This is a genomic window from Sphingorhabdus sp. YGSMI21, from assembly GCF_002776575.1.
Taxonomy (GTDB): Bacteria; Pseudomonadota; Alphaproteobacteria; order Sphingomonadales; family Sphingomonadaceae; genus Parasphingorhabdus.
In genome coordinates, this window is the sequence record NZ_CP022548.1 from 2,896,722 (window position 1) to 2,917,767 (window position 21,046).

The 21,046-nt window shown below is 57.6% G+C and carries 21 protein-coding genes; 18 read left to right on the top strand and 3 right to left on the bottom strand.

Annotation, left to right across the window (positions count from 1 at the left end; genetic code table 11):
* Positions 1 to 7: 7 nt before the first annotated feature.
* Positions 8 to 1,255, top strand: coding sequence for a 23S rRNA (adenine(2503)-C(2))-methyltransferase RlmN (gene rlmN / locus CHN51_RS13920; protein WP_100094555.1), 1,248 nt, complete (start codon positions 8 to 10; stop codon positions 1,253 to 1,255).
* On the opposite strand, the gene CHN51_RS13925 is transcribed toward rlmN, so the two are convergent.
* Both CHN51_RS13925 and CHN51_RS13930 read right to left on the bottom strand, forming a co-directional pair.
* On the bottom strand, positions 1,252 to 1,641 hold the full coding sequence (locus tag CHN51_RS13925; RefSeq protein ID WP_100094556.1) for a RidA family protein: 390 nt from the start codon (positions 1,639 to 1,641) through the stop codon (positions 1,252 to 1,254). The genes rlmN and CHN51_RS13925 overlap by 4 nt on opposite strands.
* A gap of 114 nt (positions 1,642 to 1,755) precedes the next feature.
* Positions 1,756 to 2,295, bottom strand: a complete 540-nt coding sequence (locus CHN51_RS13930; RefSeq protein WP_100094557.1) for a porin family protein — start codon at positions 2,293 to 2,295, stop codon at positions 1,756 to 1,758.
* Between the two features lie 244 nt (positions 2,296 to 2,539).
* On the opposite strand from CHN51_RS13930, the gene CHN51_RS13935 reads away from it, so the two are divergent.
* From CHN51_RS13935 to CHN51_RS13945, 3 genes are read left to right on the top strand one after another with little or no spacing between them, the layout of a single operon-like run.
* Positions 2,540 to 3,331, top strand: coding sequence for a cytochrome b/b6 domain-containing protein (locus CHN51_RS13935; RefSeq protein WP_240616739.1), 792 nt, complete (start codon positions 2,540 to 2,542; stop codon positions 3,329 to 3,331).
* Entirely contained in the window at positions 3,331 to 4,089 is a 759-nt protein-coding gene (locus CHN51_RS13940) for a molybdopterin-dependent oxidoreductase (RefSeq protein ID WP_100094559.1), read from the top strand. Before CHN51_RS13935 ends, CHN51_RS13940 begins: the two co-directional genes overlap by 1 nt.
* Before the next feature lie 35 nt (positions 4,090 to 4,124).
* A complete protein-coding gene (locus tag CHN51_RS13945; protein ID WP_100095656.1) occupies positions 4,125 to 5,375 on the top strand; it encodes a cyclopropane-fatty-acyl-phospholipid synthase family protein in 1,251 nt (416 codons plus the stop codon).
* A 56-nt stretch (positions 5,376 to 5,431) separates the two neighbouring features.
* Here the strand turns inward: CHN51_RS13945 and CHN51_RS13950 are convergent, their stop codons facing one another.
* Complete coding sequence (locus CHN51_RS13950) at positions 5,432 to 5,875, bottom strand: DUF1801 domain-containing protein (RefSeq protein WP_100094560.1); 444 nt, start codon at positions 5,873 to 5,875, stop codon at positions 5,432 to 5,434.
* 100 nt (positions 5,876 to 5,975) lie between these two features.
* On the opposite strand from CHN51_RS13950, the gene CHN51_RS13955 reads away from it, so the two are divergent.
* The 14 genes from CHN51_RS13955 to CHN51_RS14020 all read left to right on the top strand — a co-directional run bounded on the left by CHN51_RS13955 (position 5,976) and on the right by CHN51_RS14020 (position 21,005).
* Positions 5,976 to 7,193, top strand: coding sequence for an argininosuccinate synthase (locus CHN51_RS13955; RefSeq protein WP_100094561.1), 1,218 nt, complete (start codon positions 5,976 to 5,978; stop codon positions 7,191 to 7,193).
* Between the two features lie 72 nt (positions 7,194 to 7,265).
* On the top strand, positions 7,266 to 8,258 hold the full coding sequence (locus CHN51_RS13960; protein WP_100095657.1) for a calcium/sodium antiporter: 993 nt from the start codon (positions 7,266 to 7,268) through the stop codon (positions 8,256 to 8,258).
* Positions 8,259 to 8,384: 126 nt separating this feature from the next.
* Complete coding sequence (gene rimP / locus CHN51_RS13965; protein ID WP_100094562.1) at positions 8,385 to 8,942, top strand: ribosome maturation protein RimP; 558 nt, start codon at positions 8,385 to 8,387, stop codon at positions 8,940 to 8,942.
* 2 nt (positions 8,943 to 8,944) lie between these two features.
* On the top strand, positions 8,945 to 10,573 hold the full coding sequence (nusA, locus tag CHN51_RS13970; protein ID WP_100094563.1) for a transcription termination factor NusA: 1,629 nt from the start codon (positions 8,945 to 8,947) through the stop codon (positions 10,571 to 10,573).
* On the top strand, positions 10,554 to 11,237 hold the full coding sequence (locus CHN51_RS13975; protein ID WP_100094564.1) for a DUF448 domain-containing protein: 684 nt from the start codon (positions 10,554 to 10,556) through the stop codon (positions 11,235 to 11,237). Before nusA ends, CHN51_RS13975 begins: the two co-directional genes overlap by 20 nt.
* Before the next feature lie 63 nt (positions 11,238 to 11,300).
* Positions 11,301 to 13,865, top strand: coding sequence for a translation initiation factor IF-2 (gene infB / locus CHN51_RS13980; protein ID WP_100094565.1), 2,565 nt, complete (start codon positions 11,301 to 11,303; stop codon positions 13,863 to 13,865).
* A gap of 115 nt (positions 13,866 to 13,980) precedes the next feature.
* Entirely contained in the window at positions 13,981 to 14,382 is a 402-nt protein-coding gene (gene rbfA / locus CHN51_RS13985) for a 30S ribosome-binding factor RbfA (RefSeq protein ID WP_100094566.1), read from the top strand.
* Between the two features lie 86 nt (positions 14,383 to 14,468).
* Entirely contained in the window at positions 14,469 to 15,047 is a 579-nt protein-coding gene (locus CHN51_RS13990) for a thymidine kinase (protein ID WP_100094567.1), read from the top strand.
* Positions 15,040 to 15,582 (top strand): GNAT family protein, encoded by a 543-nt coding sequence (locus tag CHN51_RS13995; protein ID WP_100094568.1) that lies wholly within the window; start codon positions 15,040 to 15,042, stop codon positions 15,580 to 15,582. The genes CHN51_RS13990 and CHN51_RS13995 overlap by 8 nt, the downstream gene beginning before the upstream one ends.
* Positions 15,579 to 16,289, top strand: coding sequence for a class I SAM-dependent methyltransferase (locus tag CHN51_RS14000; RefSeq protein ID WP_100095658.1), 711 nt, complete (start codon positions 15,579 to 15,581; stop codon positions 16,287 to 16,289). The genes CHN51_RS13995 and CHN51_RS14000 overlap by 4 nt, the downstream gene beginning before the upstream one ends.
* On the top strand, positions 16,271 to 17,278 hold the full coding sequence (truB, locus tag CHN51_RS14005) for a tRNA pseudouridine(55) synthase TruB (RefSeq protein ID WP_100094569.1): 1,008 nt from the start codon (positions 16,271 to 16,273) through the stop codon (positions 17,276 to 17,278). Before CHN51_RS14000 ends, truB begins: the two co-directional genes overlap by 19 nt.
* Before the next feature lie 24 nt (positions 17,279 to 17,302).
* A complete protein-coding gene (rpsO, locus tag CHN51_RS14010; RefSeq protein ID WP_067200048.1) occupies positions 17,303 to 17,572 on the top strand; it encodes a 30S ribosomal protein S15 in 270 nt (89 codons plus the stop codon).
* A gap of 174 nt (positions 17,573 to 17,746) precedes the next feature.
* Positions 17,747 to 20,026, top strand: coding sequence for a polyribonucleotide nucleotidyltransferase (gene pnp, locus CHN51_RS14015; RefSeq protein WP_100094570.1), 2,280 nt, complete (start codon positions 17,747 to 17,749; stop codon positions 20,024 to 20,026).
* Positions 20,027 to 20,219: 193 nt separating this feature from the next.
* Entirely contained in the window at positions 20,220 to 21,005 is a 786-nt protein-coding gene (locus tag CHN51_RS14020; RefSeq protein WP_100094571.1) for an outer membrane protein assembly factor BamD, read from the top strand.
* Positions 21,006 to 21,046: the final 41 nt, after the last annotated feature.

Consider the following 21,046-nt stretch of genomic DNA (forward strand, 5'->3'; position numbering starts at 1 on the left):
CGCTCCCATGCAGATTCCCGGCCATATTGATCCCGTTCCCTTGCCCGCCAAGGTCACCCCGCGTGCTGACGGTCGCGTCGACCTGATAGGTCTCAGCGTCACGGAAATCCGCGATGTGCTGATCGCTGCTGGTCTGGAGGAAAAGCAGGGAAAATTAAGGTCCAAACAGTTGTTCCACTGGATGTACCATCGCGGCATCAGCGACTTTGCGGTGATGACCGACATGAGCAAGACGCTGCGGCCCTGGCTGGCGGAACGCTTCGTGATCGGTCGTCCGGAAGTGGTCGAGGCGCATCTGTCGGAAGACGGTACGCGCAAATGGTTGCTGCGGTCTGCCGATGCGCAAGATTATGAGATGGTCTTCATTCCCGACGAGGATCGCGGAACGCTTTGCATTTCGAGCCAGGTTGGCTGCACGCTCAATTGCCGTTTCTGCCATACCGGCACGATGCGGCTGGTGCGCAATCTGACTCCCGGCGAGATTGTCGGCCAGGTGATGCTAGCGCGCGACGCGCTGGGTGAATGGCCCAAGGGCGTGATGGATTTTGCCGACGATGAGGACGCGGAAAATACCAAAGTCTATAATCAGGCCTATAAATCCGACGGCCGGTTGCTCACCAATATCGTGCTGATGGGCATGGGCGAGCCCTTGTACAATTTCGACAATGTCCGCGATGCGATGAAGATCGTGATGGATGGTGACGGGCTCGCGCTTTCCCGTCGGCGGATCACGCTGTCGACCAGCGGTGTCGTGCCCATGATTGCGCGGGCGGGAGCCGAGATCAACGTCAATCTGGCTATTTCGCTGCACGCGGTGAACAAGGAAACCCGGGACGAGATCGTCCCGCTCAACCGCAAATATTCGATCGAGGAACTGCTGCAGGCCTGCGCCGATTATCCGGGTGCCAACAACGCCCGCAGGATCACCTTTGAATATGTGATGCTCAAGGACAAGAATGACAGCGATCAGGATGCCCGCGAACTGGTCAATCTGCTGCGCAACTATGATCTGCCCGCCAAGGTCAATCTGATCCCGTTCAACCCCTGGCCCGGCTCGGATTATGAATGCTCGACGCCGGAACGGATCAAATCCTTCTCGAAAATCATTTTCGATGCCGGGATCAGCGCCCCGATCCGGACTCCCCGCGGCCGGGACATCATGGCGGCCTGTGGCCAGCTTAAATCGGCCAGCGAAAAGAAAAGTCGTGCTGAACTCGACCGGCTTGCGGAAGAGAAACAGGCTGCGCTCGGCTAGACCGTCGCGATCACGTCGATTTCGACCATCAGGTCCGGCAAGGCCAGTGCCTTGACCTCCAGCGTTGTATCTGCGGGGTAGGGGGATTCGAAATAGATTTTGCGCGCCTGGACGATCTTGGCAAAATTTTCCATGTCGGTCAGATAGATGGTGACCTTGACAATCCGGTCACGGCTGCTGCCGGCGGCATGCAGAACGCGGTCCATATTGATGAAAACCTGACGCAACTGGGCGTCGAAATCGGCAATGCCGACAACCTGTCCCTGTTCGTCGATCGCCGCCTGGCCGGAAAGAAACAGCAGATCGCCCACACGCCATGCCGGTGATATTGCATAAGGGGCAAGCGGGTCCGGATCCAGATTGATGACCTGTGTCTTGACGCTCATGATATTGTCTCTCCGCTTTTGTGCCACGGCAGATTAGAGGCTGGGCAGCGCGGATGCCATAAAAAAGGGGCGGGCATCGCTGCCCGCCCCGTCATCGTCATCAATCCGTCTGGATTAGAATTTCATGCCGAGGCTGACCAGGCCCTGGTTACGGGAAACGCCAGCTTCGTAGTTGCTGTAACGATATTCGCCGCGCGCAAACATATTGTCGCTCAGCTGATATTCGATACCGGCACCAACACGAACGCCGTCGCCATTGTCGCCACCGAGACCGGGCGAGGAAAGGCGAGCATTGGTGTAGCCTGCCTTGGCGTAGAGCAGAGCGGCGTCACCAACAACGAAACCCAGTCGGCCACCGGCGTACAAATCACGACCCGCCTCGACACGTCCGCCTGCAATGGTGGTATTGCCGGTGGATTCGGTTGCTTCCAACTCGACGCCATAGACAACGTTACCGGACTGGATGTCATAGCCAAGTGTAGCGCCGTAAAGGAAGCCGTCGACATTATCGATGCCGGCGATGTCGAGATCAATATTATCATATCCAGCGATTGCTGTAGCTTTTACGCCGGAAAAATCACCTTTTTCCTGAGCCATTGCGGGGGATGCAAGCACAGATGCTGCAATAGCGGCTGCTATTGTTACATTTTTCATTTTTTTTGGTTCCTTGGTTTTGCGATTAAATGACCACTAACTTTTTCAACTTAGATTATTCTTTCGCGGTCGTTTATGCATATAAGTTTACAAACCTGAACGACAACTGCATGATCCAATTAAATTTGTCACAAATGACATTCTGCCGCACTGTGTTGTGAATATGCAACAGCGGCGGTTGTAACGTGAGGCTTGGCAAGGCCGAACCAGCGGCTAGAGTATAGATATGCCGGAGCACCCCATCATGCCTGTTCGAGCCCGCCATCAGCTGACGACCCGGATCTGGCACTGGACCAACGCGCTGTGCCTGTTGATTTTGCTGATGAGCGGCCTGACCATTTTCAATGCCCATCCACGGCTCTACTGGGGCGAATATGGTGCCAATGACGATTATGCCTGGATGGCGGTTGGTTCGTCCCCGACGCAGGCCTATCTGAGATTGGGCGATATGCGTATCGATACCACCGGTGTTCTGGGCAATTGGCAGGATAGCGAGGGTAGGACGCAGACTTGGGCCTTCCCCGGCTGGGCAACCATACCGTCCACATACAGCCTGGCGGACGGTCGACGCTGGCATTTCTTTTTCGCCTGGATATTCAGTACCGGCTTGACGCTGTTCATGATCCGGTCGCTGTGGAACCGGCATATCCAGAAAGATCTGCATATGCGCCGGGAAGAGTGGCGACCTTCACATATCTGGCGATCTCTTCGGGATCACGGCAGCTTGGCGGCGATCCGGCAGTCGGCCACGCACCCGTATAACGTCGTCCAGAAGCTGAGCTATATCGGCGTGATATTCATTCTGTTGCCGCTGATGATATTTACCGGTCTCGCCATGTCCCCGGCCATGGATGCGAACTGGCCGTTTCTGACCGACCTGTTCGGAGGCCGCCAGTCGGCGCGCTCGGCGCATTTTATCACGGCTTTCCTGCTGGTGCTGTTTTTTCTGGTCCATATCCTGATGGTCCTGCTCTCAGGACCGATAAGCCAGATCAAGGCGATGCTGACCGGCGGGCAGGACAGGAGGGTATTGTAATGACCATCATCACCCGACGAAAACTGATCACTGGCGCGGCAATCGGTGCAGGAGGGCTGTTATCCGGCTGCGATGCCCTGAACCGCAATCCGCTTTTTCAGGATATTTTGGCCAGCGGGGAAACAGCCAATTTTGCGGTGCAGCGGACGCTCGGGGACCGGATGGAACTGGCCAGCGAATATCGCATGGCCGATCTGTCGCCAACCTTCCGGGCCAATGGTACCCGCGATCCGGCAAGTCCGGAATATAGCTCCAGCGCGGCTCAGAATTTTGCTGACTGGCGGCTGCGGCTGACCGGCCTGTTTCGCAAGCCCCAGCAGTTCAGTCTGTCGGCGCTGCAATCACTGCCTCAGCGGACCCAGATCACCCGTCATGACTGTGTCGAAGGCTGGAGCGCGATTGGCCAGTGGACCGGTGTGCCGCTGAAAATCCTTCTCGACCTGGGGCAGCTGCAGGACAAGGCTCGCTTTCTGGTTTTTCATTGTGCCGACAGGCTGGGCGGCCGGCCATATTATGAAAGCATCGACCTGCTCGACGGCTTTCATCCGCAGACCATATTGGCCCATCGGCTGAACGGATCGCCCTTGCCGGTCGCGAACGGAGCACCGCTCCGGCTCAGGGTAGAACGCCAGCTGGGCTACAAACATGCCAAATATGTGACCGGGATCGAAGCGGTGGCTTCCCTGGCCGGCATTGGCGAGGGAAAAGGCGGCTATTGGCAGGATGTTGCCGGCTATGAATGGTATGCGGGTATCTGAACCATCAATTTTTGCTGAATGTCAGGAGTGAATCTATGTCGATATTGGGCCGGTTTCTGAAGAGTGTTGTCGAAAAAGGCTCTATTACCGTCACCCATCCGGATGGTGAAACCGAGGCGTTCGGAACGCCCACCGCCGGCTATCCCGACGTCGGCATCCGGCTGGCGGACAAGAATGTGGTCCGGCAAATCCTGCTCGATCCGCGCCTCGGAGCGGCCGAGACGTTCATGGATGGTCGCCTCGTCGTGGAAAAGGGTGATATCATGCAATTGGTACAACTGTTGCGCGCCAACAAACCCTTCGAGCGCGGCGGCAAGCTCAAGGATCCGGGCGTTTTGAAGAAAATGCGGGACCATATGGCTGGCAGTCTGGACCGGATCAACCTGCTGGGCCGGTCGAAAAGCAATGTCGCGCACCATTATGATATCGGCAATGATCTCTACGAACTGTTTCTCGACGAGGACCTGCAATATAGCTGTGCCTATTGGGATTTTGACAAACATGGCCCGGACATGTCGCTGGAGCAGGCGCAGGAAGACAAAAAGGCGCATATCGCCGCCAAACTCGACCTGAAAGCCGGGCAACGGGTGCTCGACATCGGCTGCGGCTGGGGTGGTATGGCGCTCTATCTGCACCGCAAGACCGGGGTCGAGGTACTGGGAATCACGCTGAGCGAAGAACAGCTGAAAAAAGCGCGGGAGCGGGCCGAAAAGGAAGGCGTTGCGGACAAGGTGAAGTTCGAGCTGATCGACTATCGCGACCTCGCCCGGCGCGAGGCCGGAGCCTTTGACCGGATCGTATCGGTCGGCATGTTCGAACATGTCGGTACGCCCCAGTTTCGCACCTTTTTCCGCTCTTGCGCCAATCTGATGACCGACGACGGCGTGATGCTGCTGCACACGATTGGCCGGATGGGCGGACCGGGCACGACCGATGCCTTCACCCGCAAATATATCTTCCCGGGCGGCTATATCCCGGCGCTGAGCGAAACAGTGGAGGCGAGCGAACCGTACCGGCTGATCGCGACCGACGTAGAGAACCTGCGGTTGCATTATGCCTTTACCTTGCGCGAATGGTACAAGCGAACGGTTCAGAACCGGGAGAAGATCGTCGTACTCTATGACGAGCGGTTCTACCGGATGTGGATATTCTATCTGGCCGGCGCGACGGCCGCGTTTGAAAATGGCGGCATGTGCAATTACCAGATCCAGTACAGCCGCAGCAAGCGGACCTTGCCGCTGACGCGGGGCTATATCGGCGAGACAGAGAAGAATCTGGCGGGCTGATATCCAGATCGGGCGTCAATTTTCCCGTTGATGTTGCTCAGTCCGGACATCCGCGACTATTGCGGATATCGTTCGTTCATCAGCTCCCAATTATTGCGTATCAGCGTTTCAAGCACGCTCATATCGATCTGCTCCAGCCGGTTGATATAGAGGCAGGACTTGCCGACGCTGTGTTTGCCGAGGAGACTCAGTTGCCGGTTCTGCTCGGCTTGGGCCTCGGGGGTGCAATAGGCACCCATCAGATAGAGGCTTATCTTTGCCTTTCGCGGCGAGAAGCCGGTGCGGAGCGATGTGCCTTGCCGCCCGCTGTCATATTTATAATCATAGCTTCCGAAGCCAATGATGCTCGGACCCCACATTTTCGGTTCTTCGCCCGTAATTCGCCGAAACATTGAGATCAGCGCGCGGGCCTCGTCTTTTCGCCGTTCCGGTTCGGCTTTGCCGATGAAGGCATCGACGTCTTCATCCGTCTGCCCGGTTTTGTTTGTTGCTTTTGCCATGCATAACCCCGCTTTCCTCCGATATATCATATTGCGCCGAAAATTGGAGCCTGTTAGGCGGCCAAGCTCAACAGGGCTTCATTCTTTGAAAGACGATAAAATGAGCGATTCCGTAAAACGCGTAGTGCTGGCCTTCTCCGGAGGCCTCGATACCAGCGTTATTCTGAAATGGTTGCAGCAGGAATATCAGTGCGAAGTGGTGACCTTCACCGCCGATCTGGGGCAGGGCGAAGAGCTCGGCCCTGCGCGCCGCGTAGCCGAGACGCTCGGGGTCAAGCCGGAGCATATTTTTATCGACGATCTTCGCGAGGAATTCGTCAGCGACTTTGTTTTCCCGATGATGCGCGCCAACGCGTTGTACGAGGGTCTCTATCTGCTCGGCACCTCGATCGCGCGGCCGCTTATTTCCAAGCGCCAGATCGAAATCGCCAAGCTGACCGGTGCCGATGCTGTCGCCCATGGCGCGACAGGCAAGGGCAATGACCAGATCCGCTTCGAACTCGGCTATTATGGCCTTAATCCCGATGTAAAAGTCATTGCGCCCTGGCGCGAATGGGACCTGACCAGCCGGACCCGACTGATCGAATTTGCCGAAAAGCACCAGATTCCGATTCCCAAGGACAAGCGTGGAGAATCGCCGTTCTCCTGTGACGCCAACATGCTCCACACGTCTTCCGAGGGCAAGGTGCTCGAGGATCCGTGGGAAGAAGTACCCGACTATGTCTATTCGCGGACAAACAATCCCGAGGATGCGCCCGATACGCCAGAATATATCACGGTCGATTTCGAGCGCGGCGACGGCGTCGCGATCAACGGCGAGGCGATGAGTCCTGCGACCTTGCTGGAAAAGCTCAACGAATACGGTCGCGAGCATGGCATTGGCCGTCTGGATCTCGTTGAAAACCGTTATATCGGAATGAAATCGCGCGGCATGTACGAAACCCCTGGCGGGACTATCTATCATGCTGCCCATCGCGGGATCGAGCAACTTACACTGGATCGCGGCGCGGCCCATCTGAAGGACGAACTGGCGCCGCGTTACGCGGAACTGGTCTACAACGGTTTCTGGTTCTCTCCGGAACGCGAGATGCTGCAGGCGGCGATTGATCATAGTCAGGCGCGCGTCAACGGCACGGTCCGGCTTAAGCTCTACAAGGGTTCGGTCGATGTCGTGGGACGGAAATCGCCCGACAGCCTCTACAGCGAGAAAGTCGTTACATTCGAGGATGATGCCGGTGCTTATGACCAGAAAGACGCAGAAGGCTTCATCAAGCTCAATGCGCTGCGCCTGAAATTGCTCGGCAAGCGCAATGGCTAGGATATGCACGGCTCCGCGCCGATCGCGGAGCTGCCGGGCTGTCGAGGCGCAATGTTTCGGCGGCTGTGCACCATGTGCTGTGACACCGTCGTGCTGATACCGCTGCTTGTTCTGGCTGCCGGATTCGTCATTCTCATCGTCGGCGGCGAGTTGCTCGTGCGCGGCGCTGTCCGGGTCGCCGAGCGGGCAGGAATGTCGGAGCTACTCATCGGTCTGACGATCGTGGGTTTCGGCACTTCTGCGCCGGAACTTGTGGCCAGCGTAGAAGCGGCGCGGGCCGGATCGCCCGGCATCGCCTGGGGAAATATAGTCGGTTCCAATCTGGCGAACAGCCTGCTGATTCTCGGTGCGGCCTCCCTGATCCTGCCAATGGTGGTGCCGCGTGGTCCCCTGTGGCGCGACGGCGGGCTGGCGCTGGCGATGACGATTGTTCTCTGGCTGGTCGCCAGCACGACCGGTATTACCGTCGCCATCGGTGTTTTTTTTCTAATGCTGCTGACAGGTTATCTCGGCTATGCCTATTGGGCGGAGCGGACACAACCGCCCGGAGCGAGCGCTCTGCACGAAAAAGCCGAAGCTCTGGAAATCTCGGACACGCACCTGCATGATATTCAACCGCTTTGGCGGTCGATACTGGTCTTGCTGGTCGGGATTATCCTGATCGTCACGGGAGGCCGGTGGCTCGTCGAAGGTGCGGTCGATCTGGCGCGTCTGGTCGGCATGAGCGAAGCGGTGATCGGGTTGACGGTAATCGCGATTGGCACATCACTGCCCGAACTCGTGACCTCGGTTGTCGCCGCCTACAAGGGCGCCAGCGCGGTTGCTCTGGGCAATGTGCTGGGTTCCAATATTTTCAACCTGCTATTGATCGGCGGCGTCACTGCGGTGATCGCTCCCGGCACAATCCCTGGTGAAATCAGCAATTTCGGACTGCCGGTGCTTATCGCCGCTTCCGTCCTGTTGCTGATATTCGCGGCAACCGGGCGAAAGATAACGCGCTGGGAAGGCGCAATATTGCTCATCGTCTACCTGGTCATGCTGGTCTATAATATCACCGCCGTTTGAATCAGGCGTTGCAATCTTAAGAATCTGCCCCTAAATAGCAGTCATCCCGACATTGTGAGATTTTGAGGGGCTGGCGCCGAGGGGCCGGTAGCAAATTCGCATTGTAACTAGAATTGAGGACCTGGATTGACCGATATTGCCGCACTGACAGATTTGATTAAACCGGAAGCTGACGCTTTGGGCTTTGATCTGGTGCGTGTGCAATTCGTGTCCGGAGCAGAAGAGCCCACTTTACAGGTGATGGCGGAGCGTCCGGAGACCGGACAGCTCGGCATTGACGACTGCGCCGCCTTGTCGCGCCGGATCTCGGCAAAATTCGATGCCCTGGAAGAAGATGGCCGCGACCCGATTGACTATGCCTATCGGCTGGAAATCAGTTCGCCGGGCATTGACCGGCCGTTAACACGCGCAAAAGATTTCGAAAACTGGGCTGGTCACGAAGCGCGGATCAACCTGGTCGATGCTGTAGCGGGCAAGAAACAGCTGCGCGGACTGCTCGAAGGTATCGAGGGTGATATAATAAAGATTGACGATCGTAAGGCGGGAAGTCAGGAGACGCCTCTTACGAATGTCCATAGCGCAAAATTGATTCTGACCGACGCCCTGATCGCTGCGACCGTTCCGGTTTCAACGGAAGGTGCGGACGAAATCGAAGAACAGACTTTAGAAGAACAGGAAGACTAATCATGGGCAGTGCTATTTCAGCCAATAAAGCCGAGTTGCTTGCGATCGCGACCGCCGTTGCGACGGAAAAAATGATCGACAAGGCGATTGTGATCGAGGCGCTGGAGGAGGCTATCCAGAAAGCTGCTCGCGCTCGTTACGGTGCAGAGAATGACATTCGCGCGAAATTCGACATCAACACCGGCGACCTGCGTTTGTGGCGGGTTGTCGAAGTGGTCGAGGAAGTCGAAGACTATTTCAAACAGGTCGATATCAAGCAGGCTGAAAAGCTCGAACCCGGTTCCAAGGTCGGCGATTTCATCGTCGATCCTCTGCCGGAAGTCGATCTGGGCCGCATTGATGCGCAGTCGGCCAAGCAGGTAATCTTCCAGAAGGTCCGCGATGCTGAACGCGAGCGGCAGTTTGAAGAATTCAAGGACCGCAGCGGAGAGATCATCACCGGTGTCGTGAAATCGGTCGAATTCGGACATGTCGTTGTCGACCTGGGTCGCGCCGAAGGCGTGATCCGCCGTGACCAGCAAATCCCGCGCGAAGCCGCACGAGTTGGCGACCGTGTCCGTTCGCTGATCCTGGACGTGCGCCGCGAAAACCGCGGGCCGCAGATTTTCCTTTCCCGCGCCCATCCGGATTTCATGAAGCATCTTTTCGCACAGGAAGTGCCGGAAATTTATGACGGCATCATCGAAATAAAGGCCGCTGCCCGCGACCCGGGTTCCCGTGCCAAGATAGGCGTGATCAGCCACGATAGCTCGATCGATCCGGTCGGCGCCTGTGTCGGCATGAAGGGTAGCCGCGTACAGGCCGTCGTGCAGGAAATGCAGGGCGAGAAAATCGACATCATTCCATGGTCGGAAGATATTGCGACCTTCGTGGTCAATGCTTTGCAGCCCGCTACCGTGAGCCGTGTGGTGATTGACGAGGAAGAGGGCCGTATCGAGGTTGTCGTTCCTGACGATCAGTTGAGCCTGGCAATCGGTCGTCGTGGCCAGAATGTCCGTCTGGCGTCGCAGCTGACCGGCCTCGCCATTGATATCATGACCGAAGCGGACTCGAGCGAGAAGCGTCAGGCCGAATTTGCGGCGCGGACCGAGATGTTCCAGGAAGATCTCGATGTCGACGAAACGTTGTCGCAATTGCTGGTTGCCGAAGGTTTCAGCGAACTCGAAGAAGTTGCCTATGTTGCGCCGGAAGAGATTTCGAGCATCGAAGGCTTTGACGACGAACTGGCTGCCGAATTGCAGAACCGTGCTCTCGAAGCGCTGGAACGGCGGGAAGCGGCAGCGCGCGAGAAGCGGACCGAACTGGGTGTCGAGGACGCGATTGCCGAATTGCCGCATCTGACCGAAGCCATGCTGGTGACGCTGGGTGAGGCGGGCCTCAAAACGCTGGACGATGTTGCCGATCTGGCGACCGACGAGCTTGTTCTGAAGCGCAAATCCGAACCGCGCCGCCGCAATGACAACCGCAAGCCCGAGCCCGACGGCGTATTGGCCAAATATGGCCTGACCGAAGAGCAGGGCAACGAAATCATCATGGCCGCGCGTGCGCACTGGTTCGAGGATGAAGACGAGCCGGCGGCTGCGGCCAGCGAAGAAACCGGGGAGGACGCAGATGCGGAATCTCCCCAATGAGACGCGGTCTAAACCTCTAGATCAAGCGCCATATCGTAAATGCATTCTGACTGGGGAAAGCCTTCCCCAGGAGGAGCTGATGCGTCTTGCGATGGGGCCTGACGGGCAGATTGCCCCCGATGTCCGCGCGAAAGCGCCCGGGCGCGGCGCCTGGATCGGCGTCGATCGCGCCACGCTGGAAACGGCGCAGGCCAAGGGGCAGCTGAAGGGTGCGCTGGCTCGGGCATTCAAAACCGGCCAACTCGATATTCCCGGGAATCTTGCGGAATTGCTTGAAACGGCGCTCGAGCGCTCCACATTGGACCGGCTGGGTCTGGAGGCGCGGGGCGGAACGCTGCTCACCGGTTCGGAGAAAATCGAAACCGCCGCGCGTCAGGGCGATCTCAATATGCTGCTCCACGCGGCCGACGCCGGACGTGACGGTTGCGCCAAACTGGATCAGGCCTGGCGGGTCGGCAGCGACCGGGAAGGCGAAAATGTTCGCGGCCTGATATTGCCGGTGGACCGGCAGGGGCTTTCTGTGGCATTGGGCCGCCAGAATGTGGTGCATATCGGGATAACCGACAAGCGCGCAGCGGGGCGGGTTTCGCACAGCCTGAAGAGATGGCTTCACTTTATCGGCTCTGATAAAGTCGATGATGATGCCGAAAAGAAAGTTGCGTAGTCCGGTCGGAAAAACTGGATAAGATATTGCAGTAATTACTATTTTAAGGATTAAGTCTGTTCGATGAGTGAAGATACAAAAGATACGCCAAAACCTGCACGCAAACCCCTGGGGTTGAAGCGTTCGGTTGAGCCTGGCGAAGTCAAACAGACGTTCAGCCACGGACGCACCAACAAGGTTGTGGTCGAAGTCAAACGCAAGAAGCTGGTCGGCAAGCCCGGCGCACAGGAAGCGGCGAAGGAAATCGTCAAGGAAACCCCTGCGCCCGCTCCGGTGGCTACTCCCGCGCCGAAGCCTGTCGCGAAGAAGCAGCCCGCCGCGCCGAAAGCGGATGATGGTCTGACCCGTCAGGAGAAACAGGCGAAACTGCTACGCGAGGCGGAAGAAGCGCGTCTCGAAGCGATGCAGGAAGCGCGCAAGCGCGATGCTCGCGAGAAGAAAGAGCAGACGGCGGAAGAGAAGAAGCGCGCGGAAGAAAAGCGCAAGGCCGAAGAAGAGCAGGCGCGCAAGGCTCAGGAAGAGATTGCTGCTGCAGAGAAAGCCGCAGCTGAAGCGCCTGCCGGAGACACTGCCGAACCTGCTGCTGCGGATACCGGCTCAACCGCGACTCCCGCCGCTGCGGGTGCCGCGCGGCCACCAGCCCGCAAATTCACGCCAGTGGAAACACCGAAGCGGGCAAAGCCGGAAAAGGAAAAGCAGAAAGCCGGACGCGACGACCGCAACGATCGTCGCCAGTCGGGCAAGCTCACCGTCAACCGCGCCTTGCGCGGCGAAGATGGTGCTGCGCGGGCGCGTTCGCTCGCAGCACTGAAACGTGCGCGCGAAAAGGAAAAGCGGGCCCAGCGGTCCGGTCGTCCAAGCGAACCGCGCGAAAAGCAGATCCGCGACGTCATCGTGCCGGAAGCCATCACCGTTCAGGAACTGGCGAAACGTATGGGTGAAAAAGGCGCGGATCTCGTCAAATCCCTGTTCAACATGGGTTCTATGGTCACCGTCAACCAGACAATCGACCAGGATACCGCAGAATTGCTGGTCGAGGAATTCGGCCACAATATCCAGCGCGTTTCCGAAGCCGATGTCGAAATCAACACCCAGGCCGATGTCGATCCGGAAGAAACGCTGAAGCCACGCGCACCGGTTGTGACGATCATGGGCCATGTCGATCACGGCAAGACCTCGCTGCTCGACGCTTTGCGCGGAACCGACGTGGTTGCCGGCGAGGCCGGTGGCATCACCCAGCATATCGGCGCCTATCAGGTGACGATGAAGAACGGCGACAAGGTCACGTTCCTCGATACGCCGGGCCATGAAGCCTTTACCGAAATGCGGATGCGCGGTGCCAATGTCACGGATATCGTGATCCTGGTCGTGGCTGCCGATGACGGCCTGATGCCGCAGACGATCGAGGCGATCAACCACACCAAGGCCGCTGGCGTGCCGATGATTGTGGCAATCAACAAGATCGACAAGGAAGGCGCCGACCCGACAACGGTCCGCACCCGTCTGCTCGAACATGAAGTGATCGTGGAAGAAATGTCGGGTGACGTACTCGACGCGGAAGTTTCAGCGCTCAAGAAAATCGGCCTTGATGAACTGATGGACAAGATCCACGTCCAGGCGGAACTGCTCGAACTCAAGGCGCGTCCAGACCGTCCGGCCGAAGGTGCGGTGGTCGAAGCGAAGCTGGATATCGGTCGCGGACCGGTTGCTACGGTTTTGATCGAACGCGGCACGTTGAAACGCGGCGATGTCTTCGTCGTCGGTTCGCAGACCGGTAAGGTCCGGGCGATGATCGATGACAAGGGTAAGCAGGTTAAGGAAGCTGGCCCGTCCACACCGGTTGAAGTGCTGGGTATCTCCGGCGTTCCATCAGCTGGCGACAAGCTGACCGTGGTCGAAAATGAAGCACGGGCCCGCGAAGTTGCCGCCTATCGCGCGGAGCAGGAGAAGCTGAAGCGCACCACGCAGGCGCCGACGAGTCTCGAAAATATGTTCTCTGCAGCAGCGAACAGCGCCGTCGAATTCCCGCTATTGGTCAAGGCCGACGTTCAGGGCTCGACCGAAGCCATCGTGCAGGCGCTGAACAAGATTTCGAATGACGACATCAAGGTGCGCATTTTGCACAGCGGTGTTGGCGCGATCACGGAATCGGACGTGACCCTGGCCGGAGCCAGCAAGGCTCCGATCATCGGTTTCAACGTGCGTCCCAATGCCAAGGCGCGTGAAATCGCCAAACGCGACGGGGTCCGGTTCAAATATTTCGATATCATCTATGATCTGACCGACGATATCCGCGCCGAAATGGCCGGCGAACTCGGCCCGGAGAAGATCGAGAATGTTGTCGGCCGTGCGGAAGTCAAGGACGTGTTCAAGTCCGGCAAGAAAGACAAGGCAGCCGGCTTGCTGGTTACCGAAGGGTCTTTGCGCAAGGGCCTGTTCGCCCGTCTTACCCGCGACGATGTCATCGTCAGCGCAACGACCATCGCGTCGCTGCGGCGGTTCAAGGACGATGTCGAGGAAGTCCGCGCCGGCATGGAATGTGGTGCGGTTCTGGAAGATACCAACGATATCAAGCCAGGCGATATGCTCGAGGTCTTCCAGGTCACGGAGAAAGAACGGGTTCTTTGATAATATCGTCATCCCGGACCTGATCCGGGATCCGGATCGGGCTGTCACGCTATCTGTGCCAGTCGCTCTGGATGCTGAACCCAGTTCAGCATGACGAATTTGAGGCTTTATTATTGTGGCAAAATATAACGACACATCTCCCGAAGGCCGTTCGGTCCGCCTGCTGCGCGTCGGCGAGCAGGTTCGGCATATCCTTTCGGAACTGCTGATGCGCGGCGAGGTGCATGATGCGGTGCTGACTTCGCATAGCGTCAGCGTCACAGAAGTGCGCATGTCGCCGGACTTGCGCCACGCGACGGTGTTTGTGAAACCGCTGCTTGGTGCGAACGAGGCGGATGTCCTCAAGGCGCTGAAAACCAACACCGCCTTCTTCCAGAAGGAAGTCGCGAAGCGGGTGAAGATGAAATATGCGGCCAAGCTGAAATTTCTTGCCGACGAGAGCTTTGATACCGCCGAGCATATCGAGAGCCTGCTGAACAATCCCAAGGTTGCGCAGGATTTGGGCGACACGGACTGAGCGATTAACCCTTGTCGTCATCCTGAACTTGTTTCAGGACCTTCAGAGATCCTGAAACAAGTTCAGGATGACGAGCGACAGGACAGATGGCCAAACTCTATTTCTATTATGCGTCGATGAACGCCGGCAAGTCGAGCAATCTGCTGCAGGCGGCGTTCAACTATGGCGAGCGCGGCATGAAGGTCATGCTGTGGACCGCAGCGATCGACAATCGGGCGAGCTTCGGCGCCATTGCATCCCGGATAGGCCTGCACGCCGATGCGCATCGCTTTGGCGAGGACACGGATCTTTTTTCCGCGGTTAGCAAAGAACAGGAAGATGGAGATCTGGCCTGCGTGATGATCGACGAGGCGCAGTTTCTGACCGAGGGTCAGGTCTGGCAATGCGCGAGACTGGCCGACGAACTGGGCGTGCCGGTGCTTTGCTATGGTCTGCGGACGGATTTTCAGGGCAATCTATTCCCGGGATCGGCCAAGCTTCTGGGGCTGGCCGACAGTCTGGTGGAATTGAAAGCCGTGTGCGAATGCGGGCGCAAGGCGACAATGAACTTGCGGATTGATGATACGGGCAAGGCCATCGCCGCCGGCGCGCAGACGGAGATCGGCGGCAATGAAAGCTATATCGCGCTGTGCCGGAAACATTTCCGGGAACGGCTCAATGGCTGAACTATCGGCAACGCTGGAGCAGGAGCCCGTGCGGCTCGAACCGTTGGTCGAGCACCATCTCGAGCCATTGCGCGTGGCTTGTGTCCAAGATCAGGAGATCTGGGACATCTATCCGGTGTCGATGCTGGACGAGAATTTCGACAAGGCGATCGAGGCCTTTCACGATACCACCAACTGGGTTCGTTTCGCGGTGATCAACGGTGAGACCGACAAGGTGGTCGGCATGACCAATTTTATCAATCCCGACAAGTTCGGTGTGGTGGAGATCGGCGGGACCTATATCGAACCGTCTGTGCGGGGCAGCGGCTTCAACGACGTCATGAAAAAGCTGATGATCGATCAGGCTTTTGCCTGCGGCTTCACCCGCATCGAATTCCGCGTCGATACCCGCAACAAACGGTCGATGGCCGCCGTGTTGAAACTCGGCGCGAAACATGAGGGAACGTTGCGCAAGAACCGGATTACCTGGACGGGCTATGTAAGGGATACGGCGGTTTTTGGGTTGCTGAAAGAGGAATGGACGGAACGGTCATGACTGGTGACATAAATGGCTGGGCCAGGTCCGCTGAAGCTTGGATTGCCTCTATCGGCGAGGCTGGAGACTGGACCCGTCGCACCCTGCTTGATCAGGTCATGCTGGAAAGGGTAGCGCGACATAGCGGGACGGCTCTTGATATTGGGTGTGGGGAAGGGCGGTTCGTCCGGATGCTGAAGGAACAGGGCTGGAGCGCGGTCGGAATTGATCCGGTGGAACGCCTGATTGCCGAGGCCGGGAAGCACGACCCCGATGGAGACTATAAAATAGGTTTCGGCGAAGACCTCGCCTTTGAAGACGAGAGTTTTGATCTGGTGGTCAGCTATTTGTCGCTGATCGATATCGAGGATTTTCGCGTCGCGATCAGGGAAATGACCCGCGTGACAAAGCCTGGCGGTTCGTTGTTGATCGCCAATCTGACCGGATATTTTACCGCGGGCAAATGGGTGCGCGGGCTTGACGGCCAACATAAAAGATTTGTAATTGACAATTACCATCAGGAACGCGCGTCCCGGGAACAATGGTTGGGTATCGATATCCTGAACTGGCACCGCCCGTTGAGCGCCTATCTGCAGGAATTTCTGGCGAATGGTTTGATCCTGCGCCATTTCGACGAACCCACTCCGCCGGATCAAAACGACCCGAAAAGTGATCGTTACAGCCGCGTTCCGGGCTTCGTCGTCATGGAATGGGAGAAGCCGGCGTGAGGCCACATGGCTGGATCATATTGGATAAACCGCTGGAGCTTGGTTCGACGCAAGCGGTCGGGGCGGTTAAGCGGAATTTGCGAGAGGCCGGCTTGCTCGGGAAAGGCAAGAACAAGCTGAAGGTCGGGCATGGCGGGACGCTGGATCCGCTGGCGACCGGGGTCCTGCCGATTGCGCTGGGCGAAGCGACCAAGCTGTGCGGACGGATGCTCGATGCGTCGAAGATTTATGAATTTACAATCGGCTTCGGGACGGAGACCGAGACGCTGGATGTCGAGGGGGCTGTGACGGAGACTTCTGGCCACCGGCCAACTTTGGCCGAAGTCGAAGCGATATTGCCGCAGTTCAGCGGGGCGATCGAGCAGATACCACCGAAATATTCGGCGCTGAAGATCGACGGCCAGCGCGCCTATGATCTGGCGCGGGCAGGGGTGGATGTGGAGATGAAGCTGCGGGGGGTGACGATATATGCTCTCGGCATTCGTGGTGTTGATAGTTCCATTCGTCATCCTGAACTTGTTTCAGGATCTCCGGAGGTCCTGAAACAAGTTCAGGATGACGAGCCACTGACAGAAATCACCCTCACGGCCAACGTCTCCAAAGGCACCTATATCCGCTCGCTTGCCCGCGACATCGCGCGGGCTCTGGGCACTTTCGGTCATGTCACCATGTTGCGCCGGACCAAGGCCGGGCCATTCACCCTGAAACAGGCGATTTCGCTGGACAAACTCAACGAAATTGGTAAGGGCGCGGACATTAAAGAATACCTCTTGCCGCTTGAGGCGGGGCTGGACGACATCCCGGCTTTCGACCTCGACCCTGATCAGGCAAGAATGCTTCGGCAAGGCTTGACGCTGGACGAGCAGGATTTGATCGGGAACCCCGCAGTCAACGGGCTTTTTCTAGCGACAGAGAATGAAGGTTCTCCGGTCGCTCTGGCAGAGATTGTTGATGGCACCGTCAAGGTGGTCCGCGGGTTCAATATGTAAAAGATGTTCGAAGGAATGAAATAAATGACGATTACCGCAGAAAAAAAGCAGGAACTGATCCAGAAATTCGGCCAGACAAAGGGCGATACCGGTTCCCCGGAAGTTCAGGTTGCTGTGCTCACCGAGCGCATTGTGAACCTGACCGAACATTTCAAAGGTCACCACAAGGATAACCACTCCCGTCGCGGATTGCTGATGATGGTGAACAAGCGGCGCAGCCTGCTGGACTATCTTCGCAAGAAGGACGTCGAGCGTTACGCCAAGCTGATCAAGGACCTCGGTCTCCGGAAGTAAGAGTTTTGAAAGCGGCTCCCAGACGGGGGCCGTTTTTGCATTGGGTATCGCGGCAATAAGGCGGCGATGCCCTTCGAACGGGGTATAATGACCCCGAACCGCTGTCCAGCCGGATTGCTGGACACAAGAAAGCCCCCGCACTGCATAGGGCAGGCGGGACAAAGGAAAATACGAATGTTTGATGTAAAGAAAGTTGAAATGGAGTGGGGCGGACAGACCCTCACCCTCGAAACGGGCCGTATTGCCCGTCAGGCTGACGGCGCGGTACTCGCGACCCTCGGCGAAACGGTTGTACTGTGCGCAGTTACCGCTGCCAAATCGGTGCGCGAAGGGCAGGATTTCTTCCCGCTGACCGTTCACTATCAGGAAAAATTCTCTGCCGCCGGTCGTATCCCGGGTGGCTTCTTCAAGCGCGAAGGCCGTGCGACGGAAAAAGAAACGCTGACATCGCGTTTGATTGACCGTCCTTGCCGTCCGCTGTTCCCAGAAGGTTTCTACAACGAAATCAACGTCATCTGTCAGGTGATGAGCTATGACGGCGTCAATGAGCCCGACATTCTCGCGATGGTTGCAGCCTCTGCTGCGCTGACCATCTCCGGTGTGCCTTTCATGGGCCCAATCGGTGCGGCACGCGTCGGTTATAAAGAAGGCGAATATCAGCTGAACCCGAGCATGGAAGAAGTCGCCGAAGGCGAACTCGACCTGGTGGTTGCAGCGACGCATGGCGCGGTGATGATGGTTGAATCGGAAGCACAGGAGCTTTCTGAAGAAGTCATGCTCGGCGCTGTACAGTTCGCACATGAAGCGTCCAAACAGGTTGCCGGCCTGATCATCGATCTGGCCGAACAGGCTGCGAAAGAGCCATGGAAGCTCGACGCCGGTGATGACAATAGCGAAATCAAGGAAGATCTGCGCAAGCTGGTCGGAAAAGATATTGCTGCGGCTTACAAGAAAACCGACAAGTCAGAGCGTAGTGACGCGCTGAACGCGGTTCGCGAAAAAGCCAAGGAAAAATACGCCGACGCAGACGGCCAGACGCAAATGACCGCCGGCAAGATGGTCAAGAAGCTGGAAGCTGAAATCGTTCGCGGTGCCATCATCAAGGACGGCACCCGTATCGACGGCCGCAAGCTCGATCAGGTTCGCCCGATCGAAGCCATGGTCGGCTTGCTGCCACGGACCCACGGTTCGGCACTGTTCACCCGCGGTGAAACGCAGGCGATCGTGACTACGACCCTGGGCACGAAGGACGCGGAGCAGATGATCGACGGTCTCGACGGTCTGAGCTACACCAACTTCATGCTGCACTATAACTTCCCGCCTTATTCGGTTGGTGAAGTGGGCCGTTTCGGATTTACCAGCCGCCGCGAAACCGGTCACGGCAAGCTCGCATTCCGCGCGCTTCGTCCGGTATTGCCGACAGTGGAAGAATTTCCCTACACGATCCGCGTTCTGTCGGACATTACCGAGTCCAACGGTTCCTCCTCGATGGCGACCGTTTGTGGCGGTTCGCTGGCGATGATGGATGCCGGTGTGCCTCTGGCGCGTCCTGTTTCCGGCATTGCCATGGGCCTGATCCTCGAAGGCGAAGAATTTGCGGTTCTTTCCGACATCCTCGGCGACGAAGATCATCTCGGCGACATGGACTTCAAGGTTGCGGGCACCGAAAAGGGTATCACCTCCTTGCAGATGGACATCAAGGTAGCCGGCATCACGCAGGAAATCATGAAGTCTGCTCTGGAACAGGCCAGCGGCGGCCGCGCGCATATCCTCGGTGAAATGAGCAAGGCGCTGTCTTCGGTTCGTACCGAAATGTCCGAACATGCTCCGCGCATCGAAACATTGCAGATCAACAAGGAAAAGATCCGCGACGTTATCGGTACCGGCGGCAAGGTCATTCGCGAAATCGTTGCCGAAACCGGCGCGAAGGTCGACATCGACGACGAAGGCCTGATCAAGGTTTCTTCCTCCGACAAATCGCAGATCGATGCGGCCATCGCATGGATCAAGGGCATTGTTGAAGAAGCCGAAGTCGGCAAAGTCTATGACGGCAAGGTTGTGAACCTGGTCGACTTTGGCGCATTCGTGAATTTCATGGGCGGCAAGGACGGTCTCGTCCACGTCTCCGAAATCAAGAACGAGCGCGTCGAGAAGGTCTCTGACGAACTGAGCGAAGGCCAGGAAGTCAAGGTCAAGGTTCTCGAAATCGACCAGCGCGGCAAGGTTCGCCTGTCGATGCGGGTTGTTGACCAGGAAACCGGCGAAGAGCTGGAGGACACCCGTCCGCCACGCGAAAGCAAGCCACGCGGCCCGCGTCGTGATGGCGGTGGCGGTCGTGGACGTGATGGTGGCGGACGTGGCCGTGACGGCGGCGGACGTGGCCGGAACAATGACGGTCCGAAGAACGAAGGCGGCGGCGATATTCCATTGCCGTCCTCGATCACCGAAGACTAGATTTTCGGAAAACGGAACAGCAAGAGGGCCCGGAGCAATTCGGGCCCTTTTTCTTGCGCGGAATATTTGCCGCAAGCGGGCCGGATTAATCTCTGGTAAAGCTGCAACCGAACAGGGAGTGTCACTCCGCTCCAGCGGCTTTTTTTGCTTTATTCTTGGCTGGATCAAAACAAGCGGTTAAGAGGTCTGCCATATGACAAAACACATTTTCAAATGGGCCGTAATAGGTCTCTCCGCCACGGCGCTTTCCGGTTGTGCAATGTTTGGTGGCAGTGGTGGCGGTCGCGGTACCGATACACGTTACGTCGCTCGCGATGTCGACACGCTCTACAATGCTGCGAAATCGCGGTTGGACCGCGGTGAATACAAGATTGCGGCGGCGCTGTTTGACGAAGTCGAGCGCCAGCATCCCTATTCCCCCTGGGCCCGCCGCGCGCAGCAGATGAGCGCGTTCAGCTATTATCTGTCGGGTGACTATAGCAAGGCGACGGAATCGGCGCGCCGGTTCCTGTCGATCCATCCGGGCAACAAGGATGCGCCTTATGCCTATTATCTGATTGCGCTCTGCTATTATGAGCAGATCGGCGATGTCACCCGCGACCAGAAGATTACCGAACAGGCTCTGGCCACGCTCGGCGAGGTTGCGCGCCGCTATCCCAATTCGCGCTATGCCGCCGATGCCAAGCTGAAAATCGATCTGGTCAACGACCATCTGGCTGGCAAGGAAATGGAAATCGGCCGCTTTTACCAGCGTCGCGGCAAGTGGCTGGCGGCGACGATCCGTTTCCGCACGGTGATCGAGAAATATGAGACCACCACCCACGCGCCGGAAGCGCTGATGCGGCTGACCGAATCCTATCTTGCTCTGGGCGTTCCGGTGGAAGCCAAGAAAACCGCCGCTGTGCTGGGCGCAAACTATCCCGGCAGCAAATGGTACGAGCGGGCTTACGAGCTGGTCAACAAACATGGTGCAACTTAAGAGCCTGTGGCGCTGCAATGCGTTGCAGCTAGGCTGAACCT

Bases quoted from the DNA above. Each gene is read 5' to 3' on its own strand.
- CHN51_RS13925 (WP_100094556.1), bottom strand. From the start codon at position 1,641: ATGAGCGTCAAGACACAGGTCATCAATCTGGATCCGGACCCGCTTGCC.
- CHN51_RS13995 (WP_100094568.1), top strand. From the start codon at position 15,040: ATGGCTGAACTATCGGCAACGCTGGAGCAGGAGCCCGTGCGGCTCGAA.
- pnp (WP_100094570.1), top strand. From the start codon at position 17,747: ATGTTTGATGTAAAGAAAGTTGAAATGGAGTGGGGCGGACAGACCCTC.
- CHN51_RS14020 (WP_100094571.1), top strand. From the start codon at position 20,220: ATGACAAAACACATTTTCAAATGGGCCGTAATAGGTCTCTCCGCCACG.
- CHN51_RS13935 (WP_240616739.1), top strand. From the start codon at position 2,540: ATGCCTGTTCGAGCCCGCCATCAGCTGACGACCCGGATCTGGCACTGG.
- infB (WP_100094565.1), top strand. From the start codon at position 11,301: ATGAGTGAAGATACAAAAGATACGCCAAAACCTGCACGCAAACCCCTG.
- CHN51_RS13945 (WP_100095656.1), top strand. From the start codon at position 4,125: ATGTCGATATTGGGCCGGTTTCTGAAGAGTGTTGTCGAAAAAGGCTCT.
- CHN51_RS13930 (WP_100094557.1), bottom strand. From the start codon at position 2,295: ATGAAAAATGTAACAATAGCAGCCGCTATTGCAGCATCTGTGCTTGCA.
- CHN51_RS13950 (WP_100094560.1), bottom strand. From the start codon at position 5,875: ATGGCAAAAGCAACAAACAAAACCGGGCAGACGGATGAAGACGTCGAT.
- CHN51_RS13955 (WP_100094561.1), top strand. From the start codon at position 5,976: ATGAGCGATTCCGTAAAACGCGTAGTGCTGGCCTTCTCCGGAGGCCTC.
- CHN51_RS13975 (WP_100094564.1), top strand. From the start codon at position 10,554: ATGCGGAATCTCCCCAATGAGACGCGGTCTAAACCTCTAGATCAAGCG.
- CHN51_RS14000 (WP_100095658.1), top strand. From the start codon at position 15,579: ATGACTGGTGACATAAATGGCTGGGCCAGGTCCGCTGAAGCTTGGATT.
- nusA (WP_100094563.1), top strand. From the start codon at position 8,945: ATGGGCAGTGCTATTTCAGCCAATAAAGCCGAGTTGCTTGCGATCGCG.
- CHN51_RS13990 (WP_100094567.1), top strand. From the start codon at position 14,469: ATGGCCAAACTCTATTTCTATTATGCGTCGATGAACGCCGGCAAGTCG.
- rpsO (WP_067200048.1), top strand. From the start codon at position 17,303: ATGACGATTACCGCAGAAAAAAAGCAGGAACTGATCCAGAAATTCGGC.
- CHN51_RS13940 (WP_100094559.1), top strand. From the start codon at position 3,331: ATGACCATCATCACCCGACGAAAACTGATCACTGGCGCGGCAATCGGT.
- CHN51_RS13960 (WP_100095657.1), top strand. From the start codon at position 7,266: ATGTGCTGTGACACCGTCGTGCTGATACCGCTGCTTGTTCTGGCTGCC.
- truB (WP_100094569.1), top strand. From the start codon at position 16,271: ATGGGAGAAGCCGGCGTGAGGCCACATGGCTGGATCATATTGGATAAA.
- rlmN (WP_100094555.1), top strand. From the start codon at position 8: ATGCAGATTCCCGGCCATATTGATCCCGTTCCCTTGCCCGCCAAGGTC.